Genomic DNA, 15,318 nt, shown 5'->3' on the forward strand with positions numbered 1-15,318 from the left:
CCCCCCTGGTCCGCCGCCTCGTCCCCGCTGGTCCGCCGGGGGCGCTCAGCGGCCGTCGTAGCCGGCGGTCGGCATGGACAGCCTGCGGTGCACCCGTGCCTTCATCGCCGCGTCGTACGCCGGCTCCGCGTGGCCCACCGTCTCCACCCGCACCCCGCGCCGCGCGCACTCCGCGGTGAACTCGGCCACGGACGAAAGGGCCCGCTCCAGCACCCTCCGGCTGGGCGCGACGAACAGGTCGGCGCCGGGGCGCACCCCGTCCCAGAGCAGCGCGTGGTCGGGACGCAGCCCGCGCACCAGCAGTTCACGGGCCACCACGTACCCGTGCTCGGCGGCCCAGCGCGCGCACATCGCGTGCTGGCCTCGGGAGTCCACCAGGAACGGATCGGCGTCCAGCTCCTCCAGCGGCGTCAGGCTCGCGATCGTCGTCACCCGCACCGGCGCCATGGCGTCCCCCTCACCTCGGGCCCACCTCGGGTTTTCGCCGACGACCCTACTCCTGCGCGTAGGCTTCGGGGAGTCGCGCGAAGGAGGCGAAGAAGGTGCCGGTGGAGGTCACGTGGTGGGGGCACGCCACCTGCACGCTGGAGGACTCGCACACGCGCGTCCTCACCGACCCCCTGTTCGCACGACGGCTGGCGCATCTGCGGCGCAGGCGTGGCGAGGTGCCGCCGCCGGAGGCGCTGCGCGCGGACGTCGCGGTGGTCTCCCATCTGCACGCCGACCACCTCCATCTGCCGTCGCTGGCCCGGCTCGCCCCGGGCACCCGGCTCCTCGTGCCGTGCGGCGCGCTGCGCGCCGTGCCGGGCCTGCGCAAGCTGACCGGGCTCGACGTCACGGAGATGGCGCCCGGTGACGTGACGTCCGTCGGCGCCCTCGCGGTGCGGGCGGTGCCCGCGCTGCACGACGGGCGGCGGCTGCCCGTCGGCCGGCGCCACGCGCCCGCCCTCGGCTACGTGGTGGAGGGCGAGGCGCGCACCTACTTCGCCGGGGACACCGGCCTGTTCGAGGACATGGCCAAGGAGGTCGGCCCGGTCGACACGGCGCTGCTGCCGGTGGGCGGCTGGGGACCGTACCTGGGCGACGGGCACCTGGACGCGGGGCGCGCGGCGCAGGCGCTGGCGCTGCTGGGCGCGGCGAGCGCGGTGCCGGTGCACTACGGCACGTACTGGCCGATCGGGATGGACGCCGTGCGCCCCCACGAGTTCCACGCGCCGGGGCACGAGTTCGAGCGGCTGGCGGCACGGCACGCTCCGGAGGCGGTGGTGCACCGGCTCGACCACGGCGGAAGCGTGCGCCTGGGGGGCGCGCGGTGATATCCCCCGCCGCCCTCGTGCAGGCGTCCGGCGGTCTGGTGCCGCCGGCGGCCGTGGCGCCCGACTCCACCCAGCAGGCCATCGGGTACCCGTCGCTGTTCCTGCTGGTGCTGATCGGGGCGCTCGTGCCGGTGGTGCCGACCGGCGCGCTGGTCAGCGCGGCGGCCGTGGTCGCCTTCCACCGAACCGCGCCGTTCTCGATGGTCCTGGTGTTCGCGACGGCGTCGCTGGCCGCCTTCCTGGGTGACGTGGCGCTGTACTGGCTGGGGCGGCGCGGGATGGCGTCGAAGAACGGCTCGCGCTGGCTGGAGGCGATCCGGCAGCGCGCCCCCGAGGAGCGGCTGGCGCAGGCCCAGGAGAAGCTCACCGACCACGGGGTGGCGGTGCTGGTGCTGTCCCGGCTGATCCCGGCCGGCCGGCTCCCGGTGATGCTGGCCTGCCTGGTCGCGAAGTGGCCGCTGCGGCGCTTCGTCCGCGGCAACCTGCCGGCCTGTCTGGCCTGGGCGGCCACCTACCAGCTCATCGGTGTCCTCGGCGGCTCGCTGTTCCCCGAGCCGTGGGAGGGCGTGCTCGCGGCGATCGTGCTGACCGTGCTGATCAGCGTGGCGCCCGGCCTGTGGCGGCGGGTGCGCCGCACGCCCGCCGGCTGACGCCGGTCACGCGAGCACCCGCGACCCGCCGACCGGCAGGTCCCACAGCCGGTCCCGGGGCAGCCCCGCCGCCTCCCAGGCGGCGCGCACCCGGGTGAGCGGCTCGAGGACCGGCTCCGCGGACAGCACGAACGTGCCCCAGTGCATCGGCGCCATGTGCCGCGCCCCCAGGTCCTGGGCGGCGCGCACCGCCTCCTCCGGGTCGCAGTGCACGTCGGCCAGCCACCAGCGCGGGTCGTACGCGCCGATCGGCATCAGCGTGAGGTCGATGCCCGGGTAGCGGCGGCCGATGCGGGAGAACCAGTGGCCGTAACCCGTGTCGCCGGCGAAGTGAACGCGGTGGCCGTCGGGCGCGGTGAGCACCCAGCCGCCCCACAGCGAGCGGCAGGTGTCGGTCAGGGTGCGCTTGGACCAGTGGTGGGACGGCACGAAGTCGAAGCGGACGCCGTCCAGTTCGGCCGCCTCCCACCAGTCCAGCTCGGTGACCCGGGTGAACCGGCGGCGGTGGAACCAGCGGCCCAGGCCGGCCGGCACGAACATCGGTGTGTCGCGCGGCAGCCGCCGCAGGGTGGGGGCGTCCAGATGGTCGTAGTGGTTGTGGCTGATGACGACCGCGTCCACGCGGGGCAGCGCCTCCCAGGCCACGCCGACGGGCGTGACGCGCGCGGGCGTGCCGAGGATGCGCCGGGACCACACCGGGTCGGTGAGCACGGTGAGTCCACCGATCCGCACCACCCAGCTGGCGTGGCCCGCCCAGGTCACGGCGAGCGTGCGGGCATCGACGTCGGGCACGGGACCCGGCGCGTACGGCAGGCGGGGGACGTCGGCGAGGCCCTCGGGACCGGGCCGCACCGCGCCCTCGCGAGCGAAGCGCGCGAAGGCCTTGAGGCCGGGCAACGGGGCGGTCAGACGGTCGTGGAAGGCGCGGGGCCACACCCGGCGCTCGGCGAGCGGACGCGGTTCGGCGAGCGGGGGGTGGGGGCGGTCGTCGGGGCCGGCGTGCGGTGCCGTGGCCGTCCTTCTGGTCGACTCGTGCCGCTGCGTCATCGAGAGGACTCCCATCGCCGAGCGTCGTCACGGAGGTCGTCGAAGACCGATGTCACATGGTTCAACGCGCGTCCCACCCGTGGCAGTTCCGCCGGTTCGTCCGCATCCAGGCAGGCGGCGCGCTCCTCGGGCGTCTCCCCCAGCAGGGGCGCGGTGCACAGCCGTACGCGCGGGGTCTCCAGTCCGTCGCCGAACCGGTGGCCGCCCGCCGCGGGCATGCCCAGCCGGCCGGTGAGGAAGTCCTCCAGCTCCTGGGCGTCGCCGACGCCGTGCGCGGCCAGTGCGGGCGCCAGCGGGGTGAGGTCCACGTACAGGTGCCGCCCGCACTGCGGGGGCCGTGCCAGGGCGCCCGCCGCGACGACGGCCCGGTGCGCGGCGGCGGCCACCCGCGCGTGCGTCCGCACGGACGCTGCGAGGCGGGCGGTGACCGGCTCCGGTTCGGCCAGCGCGTACCCGGCGGCAGCGGCGACGGGGGCCGCCACGCGCGCGTCGAGTGCGGTGAGTACGTCGAGGACTCGCGCGTGCAGCGCGGAGCCCTCCTCGCCCGCCGGGAAGCGGGCGACGGCGGCGGGCCAGCCGGGCGGGAGCAGGGAGCCGGCGAGGTCGGTGACGACGGTGACCCGGTCGGGCAGCATCTCGGCGGGGCTGAGCAGCACCGTGCCGTGCGGGTCGTGCAGCGTGTCACGCCACGTCTCGTCGCTGACCAGGTGCAGGCCCTCCCCGGCCGCGGCCTCCAGCGTCTCGTGCAGCAGTTCGGGCGCGGCGACCGTCGCGGTGGGGTCGTCGGCCACGGACAGCACCAGCAGCCGCGGGTCGCGGCCCTCGGCGCGCATCCGGCGCACGGTCTCCAGCAGGGCGTACGGGTCCGGGACACCGCCGCTCTCGGCGGGTGTCGGGACGTGGAAGACGGGCCTGCCGAGCAGCCGCGCGTACGGCGCCCACCAGGCGGCGCACGGCCTCGGCACCAGGACGTCGCCGTCGATGGCGGCGGTCAGGGCGGTGAGCAGGGCGGGCGCGCCGGGGCCGAGGATCGTGCGGTCGGGGGCGGCGGGCAGTCCGCGCCGCTCGCCGTGGCCGCAGGCCACGTCGATCAGGGCGGGGCTCCCGCCGACCGGTTCGGGGCCGGCGCGCGAGGCGGCCGCCGCGAGCATCCCGGCCAGCTCGGGCAGCACCGGCAGCCCGTCCTCGGGGAGCGGCGGCCCGAAGCGGACCGGGCCGTGGCCTTCCGGATACGTCCGCATCGCCACCTCCGCGCAGTTGCCAGTGCCCGTCGCCGTGTCCCGGCGTCCGTCGTGCCGCCCTCGGCGAAGTCAGTACCCCGAGACCGGCCCGTCATGAGCACGGTGCCGGATCGGGTGCGCCGCCGCACCGGCACGCCCGTCCGGCGGGAGCGTCAGAGGCGCGTCCGGCCGGTGCGGCGGCGGAGCAGCCGGTGCGCGCCGGCGCCGAGCGCTCCCGCCATCAGCAGACCGCCCGCCACCTGGGCGGGCACGGAGTCGGTGAAGGCGCCGCCGCCGCCCGCCTGGACGCCCTGGTGCACGCTCGGCGAGGGGCAGGGCGTCGACGTCGGCCTGTGGGTGGGGGTCGGCTTGTGCGTGGGGGTGTGGGAGCCGGTCGGCGAGGTCGTGGGCGTGGGCGGGGCGCTCCAGAGCGGGGCTGCCTCGGGGCCGCCCGCCCCTGGTTCGCTCGCGGGGCCGGTGCCGGGGTCGGCCGCCGTGCGGGGCGGGGCCTTGTCGTCCACGGCCCCGGGGTCCGCGGCGTACGGGTCGGCGGCGTAGGGGTCGGCCGCACCGGGGTCCGTGCCGTACGGGTCGGCCGGTCCGGGGGCCTGCGCCGTGCCCTCCGGGCCCGGGACCCCGGCGCGCTCCTCGGCGCCCGCGTCGGGGATCAGCTCCTCGAGCCCCGCGGGCGGCTCCTCCGCCAGGTCGGGCGCGAGCGGGTCGGTCTCCGCCGGTTCCTCGGGAGCGAGGCCCTCGGCGGTGCCGAGGGACGTGGCGCCGTAGAGGTCGGCCTCGGTGAACTCCTCCACCAGCGTCTCCGACGTGTACTCCTCGGCCTCGTGCGCCCCCGGCGCCGCCGGGGTCGGCGTCGCGCTTCGGGAGGTGTGCCCCTGCCACCCGTGTCCGGCGGTCGGGGACGGGCACGGGGAGGGGGACGCCCATGCGCCGACGCCGGCGGGGGCCGTCCAGGCGGACGCGGCGGGTGCGAGCGCGCCGAGGACGGTGCCGGCGACGGCGGCGACGGACAGGGCACGGGCGGTGCGGCGCATGGTGCGGGCTCCTTCGCGACGGCTGGGGCGCGGCGGTCGCCCCGGTGCCATCACAGCCCGCCCGTCCCGGCCTCGCGCGCGGCCGGACACCATTCGCGGGACCGGACGCACCCGTGCGGGTGAGAAGCCCTCTACTCGCGCCGGTGTCGTCCGTCACTCGCCGTCGGTGTCGCCCATCACCTGCTCGCGGACCCGCCCGCAACTGCGGCTGATCAGCCGGGAGACGTGCATCTGCGACAGGCCCAGCTCCTGAGCGATGCTGTTCTGCGTCATGTCGTCGAAGAAGCGCATGTAGAGGATGGCCCGCTCGCGCTCGGGCAGCTCGGCCAGCCGGTCCTTGACCGCCTCGCGGTCGACCACGGTGTCCAGCGCCGGATCGGGGCCGCCCAGGGCGTCGCCCAGGGACCAGCCGTCGCCGCTGCCGGGCATCTCGGCGTCCAGCGACAGCGCACTGAAGCTCTCCGCCGCCGACTGGCCGGTGCGCACCTCGTCCTCGGTCAGTCCGGCGCACTCGGCGATCTCGGCGACGGTGGGGCTGCGGCCCTGGACGGTCGGGGAAAGGTCCTGGGAGGCGCGCCGGACGCGGTTGCGCAGTTCCTGGACCCGGCGCGGGACGTGCAGGGTCCACATGTGGTCACGGAAGTGCCGCTTGATCTCGCCGGTGACCGTCGGCACGGCGTAGCTCTCGAAGGCGCTGCCGAGGTCCGGGTCGTACCGGTCCACGGCCTTGACCAGCCCAAGGGCGGCGACCTGGCACAGGTCGTCGTAGCTCTCGCCCCGGCTGCGGAACCGTCCGGCGAGGCGGTGGGCCATGGGGAGCCAGACCCGTACGAGTTCGTCGCGCAGCGCGTCCCGCTCTGGTCCTTCGGGCAGGGCGGCGAGCCTGCGGAAGGCCTCCGCGGTGTCGGGTGCGTCGTGATGGGGATGCGTCTTGGCGCCTGTTCTGCTCGGCATGGTGCGTCGCAACTCCCTAGGAGGTGCTCGGGGACGGACGGTCACCGTGGCGGACGCACCCGCCGGGGACAGGGACGCCCGGGGGCGGTCGACCGCCGCCACGGACGTGCCTCCTGTCCGAAGCACTTCCCGACCGCGTTCCCCGGTGTCAGCCGCGCAAACCTTCAACGGACCGGTCACCCGGTTCCGGTTCCGCCTCTCGGGGTGGCAGGACGTAGTCCTCGTAGCGGCCCAGCATCAGGATCACGCCGAGCATGAGGAACGGGACGAACAGGGCGAGCACCGCCATGGCCGGTCCTTCCGGAAGCCGCGTGGGGGGCGTGCGGTCCGGGTCTCCCCCGGTCCCGGGGTCAAACCACGGCGGCATGGACACGCCCTCCGGATGCGTCCGGATCGCCGCGCGTGAGCCGGTGTCGGCCCGCGCTCCTCGGGTACGCGGCACGCACCCCCGAACGACCTGGAGGGAGACATGCAGCGAGGCAGCGACCGGCTCAGCGTCCACCGTGACGACGAAATGAAGCACGAACTGCAGGGCCTGCTGCGGTCCGGACACCCCACCCGCACCGAGGAGTGGCACGACCCGGAGCCGTTCGCCGACGACGACCCCGAGGTGGCCCACGGACCGGTGACGCCGGGCCGGGACCCGTCGTCGCTGGAGACGGTACGACTGGAACTGGCCCGGACCCTGGGCCGCGGGGACTTTCCCGCGGGCCCCCGTGAACTCATGCGTGCCCTGGACCGGCGGCACGCCCCCGACGCGCTCGTGGAGGCGCTGGAGCGGCTGCCTCGCAAGGACCGCTACCACAGCCTGCAGGAGCTGGCCCGGGCGCTGGCCGGGGTCCGGGAGACGAGGACGGCTTGACCGAAGGGAGGCCCGCCGGCCATGGCCGAGTTCGTGAAGGACGTCATGACCCCCGGCGTGGTCGCGGTCCGTCCGGACGCCTCCGTCGTCGAGGCCGCGCGGCTGATGCGCGGCCAGAACATCGGCGACGTGGTGGTGGCGGACGGACAGCACGTCGTGGGGGTGGTCACCGACCGGGACATCACCGTGCGGGCGGTGGCCGAGGGCCGCGACCCGTACGCGGTGAGCGTCGGGTCGGTGTGCACGCCCGACCCGCTGACGCTGGCCCCGGACGACCCGGTGGATTCGGCCGTCGCCCTGATGCGGGAGCGCGCGGTACGGCGCATCCCCGTGGTGGAGGGCGGGCTGCCCGTCGGTCTGGTGACTCTCGGCGACCTGGCCGAGGCCCGGGACCCGGGGTCGGCCCTCGCCGACATCAGCCGCGCGGACCCCGACGACACAGGCTGACGCGGAGGGGCACGACGGACCGACAACGGTGACGGACCGACGCGACGACGGACCGGCACGAGACCGGCACGACGACGGACCGAAGCAGACGACACATCGACGAATCGACGAATCAATGAAGGGACGTAGCGCCATCATGCGCATCGCATTTCTGACCGCACCCGAGGGCGTCGAGCAGGTGGAGCTGACCGAGCCCTGGAAGGCGGCCGAGCAGGCGGGCCACGAGCCCGTGCTGGTGTCCACGCAGTCCGGTGAGGTCCAGGGGTTCAACCACCTCGACAAGGCGGACACCTTCCCCGTGCAGGAGGTCGTCGGGGACACCTCGGCGGACTCCTTCGACGGGCTGGTACTGCCCGGCGGGGTCGCCAATCCGGACTTCCTGCGGATGGACGACAAGGCCGTCGCGTTCGTCCGGGACTTCTTCGAGCAGGGCCGGCCGGTGGCCGCGATCTGTCACGCGCCGTGGACCCTGGTCGAGGCGGACGTCGTGCGCGGCCGGGTCCTGACCAGCTGGCCGAGCCTGCGGACGGACCTGCGCAACGCGGGGGCCGAGTGGGTGGACGAGCAGGTCAAGGTCTGCGACCACGGCTCGAACAAGCTGGTCACCAGCCGTAAGCCGGACGACCTCAAGGCGTTCTGCGAGACCTTCCTGGAGGTGTTCGCGGCGGAGCGCGCCTCATGACCACGCGGACGTGACGGACGGGAGTCCCGCTGAAGCGGGGCTCCCGTCCGTCGTTCACGTGCCCGAGGCGGTCGGCGTCGCGGAGTCCGAGGCGGTCCGCTCCCGGGCGCCCTCTCGGGTGCGGCCGGGCGCGACGGGACGGCGCGGGTTGCGCCGCAGGTACTCGCCCTCCAGCTGCGCCATGCGCTCGTTGTGGGCCCGCAGCGCGTCGTCGGACCCGTACAGCAGCGTGTCGTGGCGCGTGCGGTGGATGGTCTCCAGCTCCTTCATGAGCTGCTGGTCGTCCAGGCGGTTCGGGTCGACTCCGGTCATCGTGGTGCCCCGCTCGTCGTGTGCGTTCATGCGTCCCGGGTACCCGCGCCGCGCCCGGGCCACCACGGGTCAGCGGGCGCGTTCCACCCGGCGCTCGTCCCAGACCGGCTCCGGGGTCTCACGGACCCGTCCGTCGCCGCCGAAGACCAGGAACCGGTCGAAGGAGCGGGCGAACCAGCGGTCGTGCGTGACGGCGAGGACGGTGCCCTCGAAGCTCTCCAGCCCTTCCTGGAGGGCCTCCGCCGATTCCAGGTCGAGGTTGTCGGTGGGCTCGTCCAGCAGCAGGGCCGTGACGCCCTGGAGCTCCAGCAGCAGGATCTGGAAGCGGGCCTGCTGCCCGCCGGAGAGCCGGTCGAAGGTCCGCTCCGCCTGCTGGGTCAGCTCGTAGCGGCGCAGCCGGGACATGGCGGCGCCCCGGTCCTGGGCGTGTTCGGTCCACAGGATGTCGAGCAGGGTGCGGCCGATCAGCTCGGGGTGGGCGTGGGTCTGCGCGAAGTGTCCCGGCACCACGCGCGCGCCGAGCCGCCAGGCACCGGCGTGCGCGACGTCCTCGCCTGCGAGGAGCCGCAGGAAGTGCGACTTCCCGGAGCCGTTGGAGCCGAGCACCGCGACCCGCTCGCCGTAGAACACCTCCAGGTCGAAGGGCTTCATCAGGCCGGTCAGCTCGAGCTGCTCGCAGGTGACGGCGCGGACGCCGGTCCGGCCGCCCTTGAGGCGCATCCGGATGTCCTGCTCACGCGGCGGCTCGGGCGGGGGCCCCGCCTCCTCGAACTTGCGCAGCCTGGTCTGGGCGGCACGGTAGCGGGACGCCATGTCGGGGCTGTTCTCGGCGGCCTGCCGCAGGGTCAGCACCAGCTTCTTCAGCTGGGCGTGCTTCTCGTCCCAGCGGCGGCGCAGCTCCTCGAAGCGGGCGAAGCGCTCGCGCCGGGCCTCGTGGAAGGTGCGGAACCCGCCGCCGTGCACCCAGGCGTCGGCGCCCGCCGGGCCGGGTTCGAGCGAGACGATCTTCTCGGCGGCGCGGGCGAGGAGTTCCCGGTCGTGGGAGACGAACAGGACCGTCTTGCGGGTCTCCGCGAGGCGCTCCTCCAGCCAGCGTTTGCCGGGCACGTCCAGGTAGTTGTCGGGCTCGTCGAGCAGCAGCACCTCGTCGGGGCCGCGCAGCAGCGCCTCCAGCACCAGCCGTTTCTGCTCGCCGCCGGAGAGGGTGCTCACCTGCCGCCACTGGGCCTTCTCGTAGGGGACGCCCATCGCGGCCGTGGTGCAGATGTCCCACAGCGTCTCGGCCTCGTAGCCCTGTGCCTCGGCCCAGTCGGAGAGGGCCTGCGCGTAGCGCATCTGGGCGGCCTCGTCGGATGGGGGTACCTCCCAGGCCCTTGAGGCACTGGGGGAGGTCATGATGGCGTGCTCGGCGGCGTCCACCGCGCGGGCGGCCTCCCGGACACGGGGCGGCGCCACGGACACCAGCAGGTCGCGCACGGTGGTGTCGTCCCGTACGGAGCCGACGAACTGGCGCATCACGCCGAGGCCGCCGGTGACGGCGACGCTTCCGCCGTGCGGGGCGAGCTCGCCGGAGAGGATGCGCAGGAGGGTCGTCTTGCCGGCGCCGTTGGGTCCCACGAGGGCCATGACGGCCCCCTCCCTCACCCGGAACGACACGTCTCCCAGGAGTGTCCTCCCGTCGGGGACGTGGTACTCGAGGTGCGCGGCTTCCAGATGTCCCATGGGCGCGATTGTGCGGGGCGCCGGGAATGCCTGGCAAACGGGTTTTCCGGCGCCCGTTCCGCGCGGCGGCGGTCGACAGCGTTCCCACGATGTGAAACAGGGATCTCATCAAGCGGACGTCGCGAGTAACGTGGCCGCTCCGACGACGAGTTGAAAGGGGTGGCCCCGCCATGCCGCACGCACGGGAGACCGCCGTCTACACGCACGGGCACCACGAGTCGGTGCTGCGGTCGCACACCTGGCGCACCGCGGAGAACTCGGCCGCGTACCTGCTGGGGACGCTGAGGCCCCACATGCGAGTCCTGGACATCGGCTGCGGGCCCGGCACCATCACCGCCGACCTGGCCGCCCTGGTGCCGGACGGACACGTCACGGGCCTCGACCGGGAGCCGGGCATCCTGGAGCGGGCGCGCGCGGTGGCCGAGGAGCGGGGTCTGACGAACGCGGACTTCGTGACCGGGGACGTGCACGCGCTGGACTTCCCCGACGACACCTTCTGCGTGGTCCACGCCCACCAGGTGCTCCAGCACGTGGGCGACCCGGTGGCCGCGCTGCGCGAGATGCGGCGGGTGACGAGGCCGGGAGGGTACGTCGCCGTCCGGGACGCGGACTACGCGGCGATGACCTGGCATCCGCGGTCGGCGGGCCTCGACGACTGGCTGGACCTGTACCGTCGCGTGGCGCGGGCCAACGGGGGTGAGCCTGACGCGGGACGGCGGCTGAAGGCCTGGGCCCTGGAGGCGGGGTTCACCGACGTCACCGCCACGACCGGCACGTGGACCTACTCGACGGCCGAGGAACGCTCCTGGTGGAGCGGGCTGTGGGCGGACCGCACGGTGGCGTCGGCGTACGCGGAGCGAGCCGTGGCCGGCGGGCACGCCACCCGCGCCGGGCTGGAGGCCGTGGCCGGGGCGTGGCGGGAATGGGGCGCCCGGGAGGACGGCTGGTTCGCCGTGCTGCACGGCGAGATCCTCTGCCGCGAGGACGCCTGAGGGACGCCCGACGGACGGCTGGAGGGGGCCGGCGCCCCGGGATCTCAGTCCCGGGGCAGCAGCGGCCCGAGCGGGCCGAGGTCCAGGTTGAGGTCCTCGGGGCGCAGCCCGTAGCGGTTGCGCAGTTCGGCCATGCGGTCCTCCAGCAGCATGAGCGTCAACCCGACCCGCTCCTCCTGCTCCTCGGTGAGGTCGCCCTCGTCGAAGCGGCGCACCGCCTGGCGCTCCATGAGCTGGCGGAGCAGTTCCACGACGGTCAGCACCAGCTTCACCAGGTCGCGTTCGACCGTGTCCGGCTCCAGGTCGAGGCGCCTGCGGGGCTTGGGGCGAGGCTCGGCGGGGCGGACGGCGGTCTCCGGGCGGGCGTCGTCGGACGCCTCCGGATCCAGGGGCGACCGGCCCTCGAAGAGGTCGACGTCGGTCACCGTGATGGGTTCCGGCGCATCGGGCGCGCGGTCCCGCGGGTCGTTCGTCACGGGGACTCCTCGAAGGGGGAGGGAACGTTCCGGTTCACGGAGCTGATCAGCGCGTTGAGGTCGATGCGGACCAGGTCGACATCGGCGATGCGCAGGGTGAGGTCGCCCGTGATCACCACACCGCCGGCCAGCAGCCGGTCGAGCAGGTCCACCAGGGCGATCTCACGCCGTTCGACGACGGTCACGTGCTCCCCTCCCCGGCGGTCCTCCCACCGGCGGGCCCCTCGCCCGCGGTCTCCTCGCCCACGCTCTCCTCGCCGGCCGCCTCCTCGCCCGCGAACGAGTAGGCCGCCCAGGGCCCGGTGAGCTCCACCCGCAGCCCCGGGGAGTCGTCCTTCGTCCTCTCCACCTGCTCCACGAACGCCTCCGACCGGCTTCGCGGCACCAGATAGGCCGCGTTGAGCACGTTGCGGCCGCGGTGGCCGGACAGGGTGGGGTTCTGCGGCGCGTGCAGCCGGGAGTCCTCGGCGAGACCGACGAGGGTCTCGTGCAACCGGGTCGCGAAGGTCTCGGCCCGCTGCCACTGGTCCTCCCGCGACCGCGTCTGCTCCCGGCGGCGGCGCAGATAGTCCCGTCCGGACATCGCCGCGGGCTGCGGCGCCGGCTGTTCGGGGGCCTGCTCCGGCTCGGACTCCAGGAACACCTTGACGCCCCACTCGACCCGGCCCTCCAGCCGGTCCAGCCGGCGCAGGAAGTTCTCCTCGCGTGCCTCGATCATCGACCGTACACCGCTGTCGTCGCGGAAGACGGTGCCGAGGCGCAGCGGCAGCGGGGTCGTGACGGTGGTGAGCGCGTCGATCACCCCCTGGTGGGCCCGCGCGACCGCGGTCAGCCAGTCCAGGTCCTCCAGATGTGCCCGCAGCGACTCCTCCGCGAAGTCCGCCTCGGGCACATGACTGACCACGGCCACCAGGTCGCCGTGCGGCACCAGCCGCGGCGGGTCGCCGCCCACCCCCGTCAGCTGGGCCTGGAGCGGTGTGCCGAAGGGACGGCAGACCGCGTAGACGTAGCGCAGTCCCGTCACGGGGTCTCCTCCTCGGCGCGGCGCGGCTCCAGCTCCTCGAGCCGGGCCAGTCGCTCGCGCAACTCGGCGTTCTCTCGGGCAAGTTCGTCACGCCGGGCGCGTGAGGACAGCGCCGGGTCGGACTCCCACCAGTCGATCCCCATCTCCTTGGCCTTGTCCACGGAGGCGACGACGAGGCGCAGCTTGATGGTGAGCAGCTCGATGTCCAGCAGGTTGATCTTGATGTCACCCGCGATCACCACGCCCTTGTCCAGCACCCTTTCCAGGATGTCGGCGAGGTTGGCGCTGCTGCCCTGCCCGTACGGATCAGGGAGTCGGCTGGGGGTGGTCATCGGCGGCTCCGGCCCTCGGATTCCTCAGGAGCGGCCTCGTCGGCCGGCTCGTCGTCCTCGTCGTCGGCGGCTTCCTCGTCGTCCTCGTACTCCTCCTCCGGAGGGACGCCCTCCTCGTACTCGTCGTCGTCCTCGTCGTCGGCGGCTTCCTCGTCCTCGTCCTCGTACGGGTCGTCGGGCTCGGCGCCTCCGGCCTCGTCCTCGTGCGCGTCCTCCGGACCGGCGCCTTCCTCGTCCTCGTACTCCTCGTCCTCGTACTCCTCGTCCTCGTCGTACGCGTCATCGGGGCCGTCGTCGGTCTCGCCCTCGGCGGCTTCCTCGTCGTACTCCTCGTCCTCGGAGCCTTCGTCCTCGGAGCCCTCCGGGCCCTCGGCGTCCTCGTTCTCTCCCTCGGGGCCGCCTTGCTGCTCCTCTTCCTCCTCCACGGCGTCCTCGTGGCTCTTGACGACCTCGCCCTCGCGGATCTCGCCGCGCCAGCTGTCCTCGGCCTCGCCCTTGATCGTGATGAAGCGGGCGAAGTTCTTCAGGTCGAGCCGGGCACGGCGGCCCTGGGCGCGCCAGATGTTGCCGGTCTTCTCGAAGAAGCCCGAGGGGTAGTACTCGATCACCATCAGGACCCTGGTCAGGTTCTCGGCGATCTTGTGGAAGGAGACGACGCCCTTCATCGTGCCCTTGGCGCCCTCCGTCGACCACGCGATGCGATCGTCGGGGATCTGCTCGTTGGTCGTCGCCTTCCAGCTGCGGTTGGACCACCAGATCTTCGCCTGCCAGTCCGACGTGGTGTCGTCGGACTTGTTGGCGCTCTTCACGCCCTTGGCGAAGGTGCTGAAGTCCTGGTACTGCGTCCACTGGTCGTACGCCGTGCGCAGCGGCACACCGACGTCGATGTACTCCATGATGACGGTCGGCTTGTTGCCCGAGGACTTCTTGCGCTTGCCGCCGCCACCGCCGCCGAGGTTCTTCAGGGCGCCCTTGACGTTGTCCTTGGCGCGCGTGGCGCCGAGCTCCACGGCGGTGCGCAGGGGGCCCTTGCCCTCGGCGAGCTTCTTGCCGCCGTCGGTGGCGAGCTTGGCGAAGCCGGGGCTGTTGCCCTCGGCGATGTCGTTGAGCTTGCCCGTGGTCTCGCCCAGCTTCTGGCCGACGCCGGTCAGCAGCCGGGTGGCCTGGGCGGCGAGGTAGTCCTGCAGTTCGGTCTTGAGCCGGTCGGCGGCCTCGCTGTGGGCGAGGTCGGACAGCGGGTTCTTGGCGCCGTCAGCGCCGTCACGTGCGGCGGACGTGGCCCGCCCGACGGTCTCGGTCATCACTCACCGCCTCCCTTCGAGGGACGGGAGCGGGCGCCGCGCGAGGCGGACGCGGTCTTCTTCGCGGCCGTCTTCTTGGCGGCCGTCTTCTTCGCCGGGCCGCCGGCGGCGCGCTTGGCCGGGGCGGCCTTCTTCGCCGCGGCGCCCTTCTTGGCCGGGGCCTTCTTGGCGGCCTTCTTCGCCGTCCGGCCGGCGTCGGGCCCGCTCCCGCGCCCGCCGTCGTCCCGGTCCTCATCGGCGCCGTCCGACTCGCGGTCGTCCGACTCGCGGTCGTCCGACTCGCGGTCGTCCGTCTCCTCGTCGTACGGCTCCTCACCGGCGGACTCGTCCGTCCCGTCCCGGTCCTCGCCGCCGCCGTCCAGCCGGCCGCGCACCTCCGCGGTGCGGCCGTGCAGCCGGTCGGCGAGCGAGCTGATCTGCCGCTCGACCAGTGCCCCGGAGGCGGCCTTCCCGGCGCCCCGCAGATCACCGCGGAGCTGGTCGCCCAGCTCCTTGAACTGCGGGTTGTCGCGAAGCTGCTGCGACACCAGGTCGGCCACGGCCCGCGGGCTGAGGTTGAGCTTCTTGCCCGCGACCAGTCCGCCGACGGCCAGCGCCATCTTCAGCTTCTTGGTCCGCCCGAGGAGATATCCGGCCCCTATGGCGAGGCCCAGTCCCGTTCGATTCATCGTTGTGCCGTCCCGTCCCCTTGACCCGCGCCCGTGCGCGTCGCTATCTCCAACCGGTCCAGGAGTGCGTCCTCCTGTTCGTCGAACTCCTCCTCGGTGATCTCCCCTGCCTCCAGCAGCTCCTCCAGCCGGGCCAGCTCGGCACGGATGGTCGCGGGGTCGTAGTAGATGCGTTCCGCTTCCTGAAGGACCTGCCGGACGGCCCAGGCGCCGCCGCGCGCCGGGGCGAGCGGCAGCAGCAGCACTTCCGAGATCAGGCCCATG

The 15,318-nt window shown here is 73.9% G+C and carries 21 protein-coding genes; 6 read left to right on the plus strand and 15 right to left on the minus strand.

Going from position 1 to position 15,318, the window contains the following annotated elements; translation table 11 throughout:
• Positions 1–45: 45 nt before the first annotated feature.
• Positions 46–447 carry a hypothetical protein gene (locus ACF1AG_RS05735; RefSeq protein WP_359752020.1) on the minus strand — a complete coding sequence of 134 codons (402 nt, stop codon included), beginning with the start codon at positions 445–447 and terminating at the stop codon, positions 46–48.
• Positions 448–542: 95 nt separating this feature from the next.
• On the opposite strand from ACF1AG_RS05735, the gene ACF1AG_RS05740 reads away from it, so the two are divergent.
• Positions 543–1,316: an MBL fold metallo-hydrolase gene (locus ACF1AG_RS05740; protein ID WP_359752022.1), complete on the plus strand. Its 774-nt coding sequence runs from the start codon at positions 543–545 to the stop codon at positions 1,314–1,316.
• 17 nt (positions 1,317–1,333) lie between these two features.
• Positions 1,334–1,966: a VTT domain-containing protein gene (locus ACF1AG_RS05745; RefSeq protein WP_359600727.1), complete on the plus strand. Its 633-nt coding sequence runs from the start codon at positions 1,334–1,336 to the stop codon at positions 1,964–1,966.
• Positions 1,967–1,972: 6 nt separating this feature from the next.
• Here the strand turns inward: ACF1AG_RS05745 and ACF1AG_RS05750 are convergent, their stop codons facing one another.
• The 5 genes from ACF1AG_RS05750 to ACF1AG_RS05770 all read right to left on the minus strand — a co-directional run bounded on the left by ACF1AG_RS05750 (position 1,973) and on the right by ACF1AG_RS05770 (position 6,525).
• Positions 1,973–3,013, minus strand: coding sequence for an MBL fold metallo-hydrolase (locus ACF1AG_RS05750; protein WP_359600696.1), 1,041 nt, complete (start codon positions 3,011–3,013; stop codon positions 1,973–1,975).
• Positions 3,010–4,254 carry an aminotransferase class I/II-fold pyridoxal phosphate-dependent enzyme gene (locus ACF1AG_RS05755; protein ID WP_359600697.1) on the minus strand — a complete coding sequence of 415 codons (1,245 nt, stop codon included), beginning with the start codon at positions 4,252–4,254 and terminating at the stop codon, positions 3,010–3,012. Before ACF1AG_RS05755 ends, ACF1AG_RS05750 begins: the two co-directional genes overlap by 4 nt.
• A 152-nt stretch (positions 4,255–4,406) precedes the next feature.
• Complete coding sequence (locus ACF1AG_RS05760) at positions 4,407–5,282, minus strand: hypothetical protein (RefSeq protein ID WP_391809367.1); 876 nt, start codon at positions 5,280–5,282, stop codon at positions 4,407–4,409.
• Positions 5,283–5,435: 153 nt separating this feature from the next.
• Positions 5,436–6,236 carry an RNA polymerase sigma factor SigF gene (locus ACF1AG_RS05765; RefSeq protein WP_391809368.1) on the minus strand — a complete coding sequence of 267 codons (801 nt, stop codon included), beginning with the start codon at positions 6,234–6,236 and terminating at the stop codon, positions 5,436–5,438.
• Positions 6,237–6,384: 148 nt separating this feature from the next.
• Positions 6,385–6,525, minus strand: coding sequence for a hypothetical protein (locus ACF1AG_RS05770; RefSeq protein ID WP_359600700.1), 141 nt, complete (start codon positions 6,523–6,525; stop codon positions 6,385–6,387).
• 180 nt (positions 6,526–6,705) lie between these two features.
• Between ACF1AG_RS05770 and ACF1AG_RS05775 the strand changes: the two genes are divergently transcribed.
• The 3 genes from ACF1AG_RS05775 to ACF1AG_RS05785 all read left to right on the plus strand — a co-directional run bounded on the left by ACF1AG_RS05775 (position 6,706) and on the right by ACF1AG_RS05785 (position 8,227).
• Positions 6,706–7,098 (plus strand): DUF2795 domain-containing protein, encoded by a 393-nt coding sequence (locus tag ACF1AG_RS05775; protein ID WP_359600701.1) that lies wholly within the window; start codon positions 6,706–6,708, stop codon positions 7,096–7,098.
• A 21-nt stretch (positions 7,099–7,119) separates the two neighbouring features.
• On the plus strand, positions 7,120–7,545 hold the full coding sequence (locus tag ACF1AG_RS05780; RefSeq protein WP_359600702.1) for a CBS domain-containing protein: 426 nt from the start codon (positions 7,120–7,122) through the stop codon (positions 7,543–7,545).
• Positions 7,546–7,681: 136 nt separating this feature from the next.
• A complete protein-coding gene (locus tag ACF1AG_RS05785) occupies positions 7,682–8,227 on the plus strand; it encodes a type 1 glutamine amidotransferase domain-containing protein (RefSeq protein ID WP_359600703.1) in 546 nt (181 codons plus the stop codon).
• A gap of 54 nt (positions 8,228–8,281) precedes the next feature.
• On the opposite strand, the gene ACF1AG_RS05790 is transcribed toward ACF1AG_RS05785, so the two are convergent.
• Together ACF1AG_RS05790 and ACF1AG_RS05795 are read right to left on the minus strand one after the other, a co-directional pair.
• Positions 8,282–8,569, minus strand: a complete 288-nt coding sequence (locus ACF1AG_RS05790; protein ID WP_359600704.1) for a DUF6158 family protein — start codon at positions 8,567–8,569, stop codon at positions 8,282–8,284.
• 39 nt (positions 8,570–8,608) lie between these two features.
• The gene (locus ACF1AG_RS05795; RefSeq protein ID WP_391809369.1) at positions 8,609–10,261 is read right to left on the minus strand and encodes an ABC-F family ATP-binding cassette domain-containing protein; all 1,653 of its coding nucleotides are present in this window, start codon (positions 10,259–10,261) and stop codon (positions 8,609–8,611) included.
• Between the two features lie 170 nt (positions 10,262–10,431).
• Here ACF1AG_RS05795 and ACF1AG_RS05800 point away from each other — a divergent pair, with 170 nt between their 5' ends.
• Positions 10,432–11,253 (plus strand): methyltransferase domain-containing protein, encoded by an 822-nt coding sequence (locus ACF1AG_RS05800; protein WP_391809370.1) that lies wholly within the window; start codon positions 10,432–10,434, stop codon positions 11,251–11,253.
• Between the two features lie 44 nt (positions 11,254–11,297).
• On the opposite strand, the gene ACF1AG_RS05805 is transcribed toward ACF1AG_RS05800, so the two are convergent.
• From ACF1AG_RS05805 to ACF1AG_RS05835, 7 genes are all read right to left on the minus strand, one after another.
• Positions 11,298–11,555, minus strand: a complete 258-nt coding sequence (locus tag ACF1AG_RS05805; RefSeq protein WP_026243351.1) for a gas vesicle protein K — start codon at positions 11,553–11,555, stop codon at positions 11,298–11,300.
• A 170-nt stretch (positions 11,556–11,725) separates the two neighbouring features.
• The gene (locus ACF1AG_RS05810) at positions 11,726–11,914 is read right to left on the minus strand and encodes a gas vesicle protein (protein WP_033273737.1); all 189 of its coding nucleotides are present in this window, start codon (positions 11,912–11,914) and stop codon (positions 11,726–11,728) included.
• Complete coding sequence (locus ACF1AG_RS05815; protein ID WP_359600708.1) at positions 11,911–12,753, minus strand: GvpL/GvpF family gas vesicle protein; 843 nt, start codon at positions 12,751–12,753, stop codon at positions 11,911–11,913. Before ACF1AG_RS05815 ends, ACF1AG_RS05810 begins: the two co-directional genes overlap by 4 nt.
• Positions 12,750–13,085 (minus strand): gas vesicle protein, encoded by a 336-nt coding sequence (locus ACF1AG_RS05820; RefSeq protein WP_033273739.1) that lies wholly within the window; start codon positions 13,083–13,085, stop codon positions 12,750–12,752. Before ACF1AG_RS05820 ends, ACF1AG_RS05815 begins: the two co-directional genes overlap by 4 nt.
• Complete coding sequence (locus ACF1AG_RS05825) at positions 13,082–14,386, minus strand: SRPBCC family protein (protein ID WP_359600709.1); 1,305 nt, start codon at positions 14,384–14,386, stop codon at positions 13,082–13,084. Before ACF1AG_RS05825 ends, ACF1AG_RS05820 begins: the two co-directional genes overlap by 4 nt.
• Complete coding sequence (locus ACF1AG_RS05830; protein WP_359600710.1) at positions 14,386–15,054, minus strand: DNA primase; 669 nt, start codon at positions 15,052–15,054, stop codon at positions 14,386–14,388. The genes ACF1AG_RS05825 and ACF1AG_RS05830 overlap by 1 nt, the downstream gene beginning before the upstream one ends.
• Positions 15,051–15,317: a gas vesicle protein GvpG gene (locus ACF1AG_RS05835; RefSeq protein WP_359600711.1), complete on the minus strand. Its 267-nt coding sequence runs from the start codon at positions 15,315–15,317 to the stop codon at positions 15,051–15,053. Before ACF1AG_RS05835 ends, ACF1AG_RS05830 begins: the two co-directional genes overlap by 4 nt.
• Position 15,318 lies beyond the last annotated feature (1 nt).

The organism is Streptomyces sp. NPDC014764, assembly GCF_043082785.1.
Taxonomy (GTDB): Bacteria; Actinomycetota; Actinomycetes; order Streptomycetales; family Streptomycetaceae; genus Streptomyces; species Streptomyces althioticus.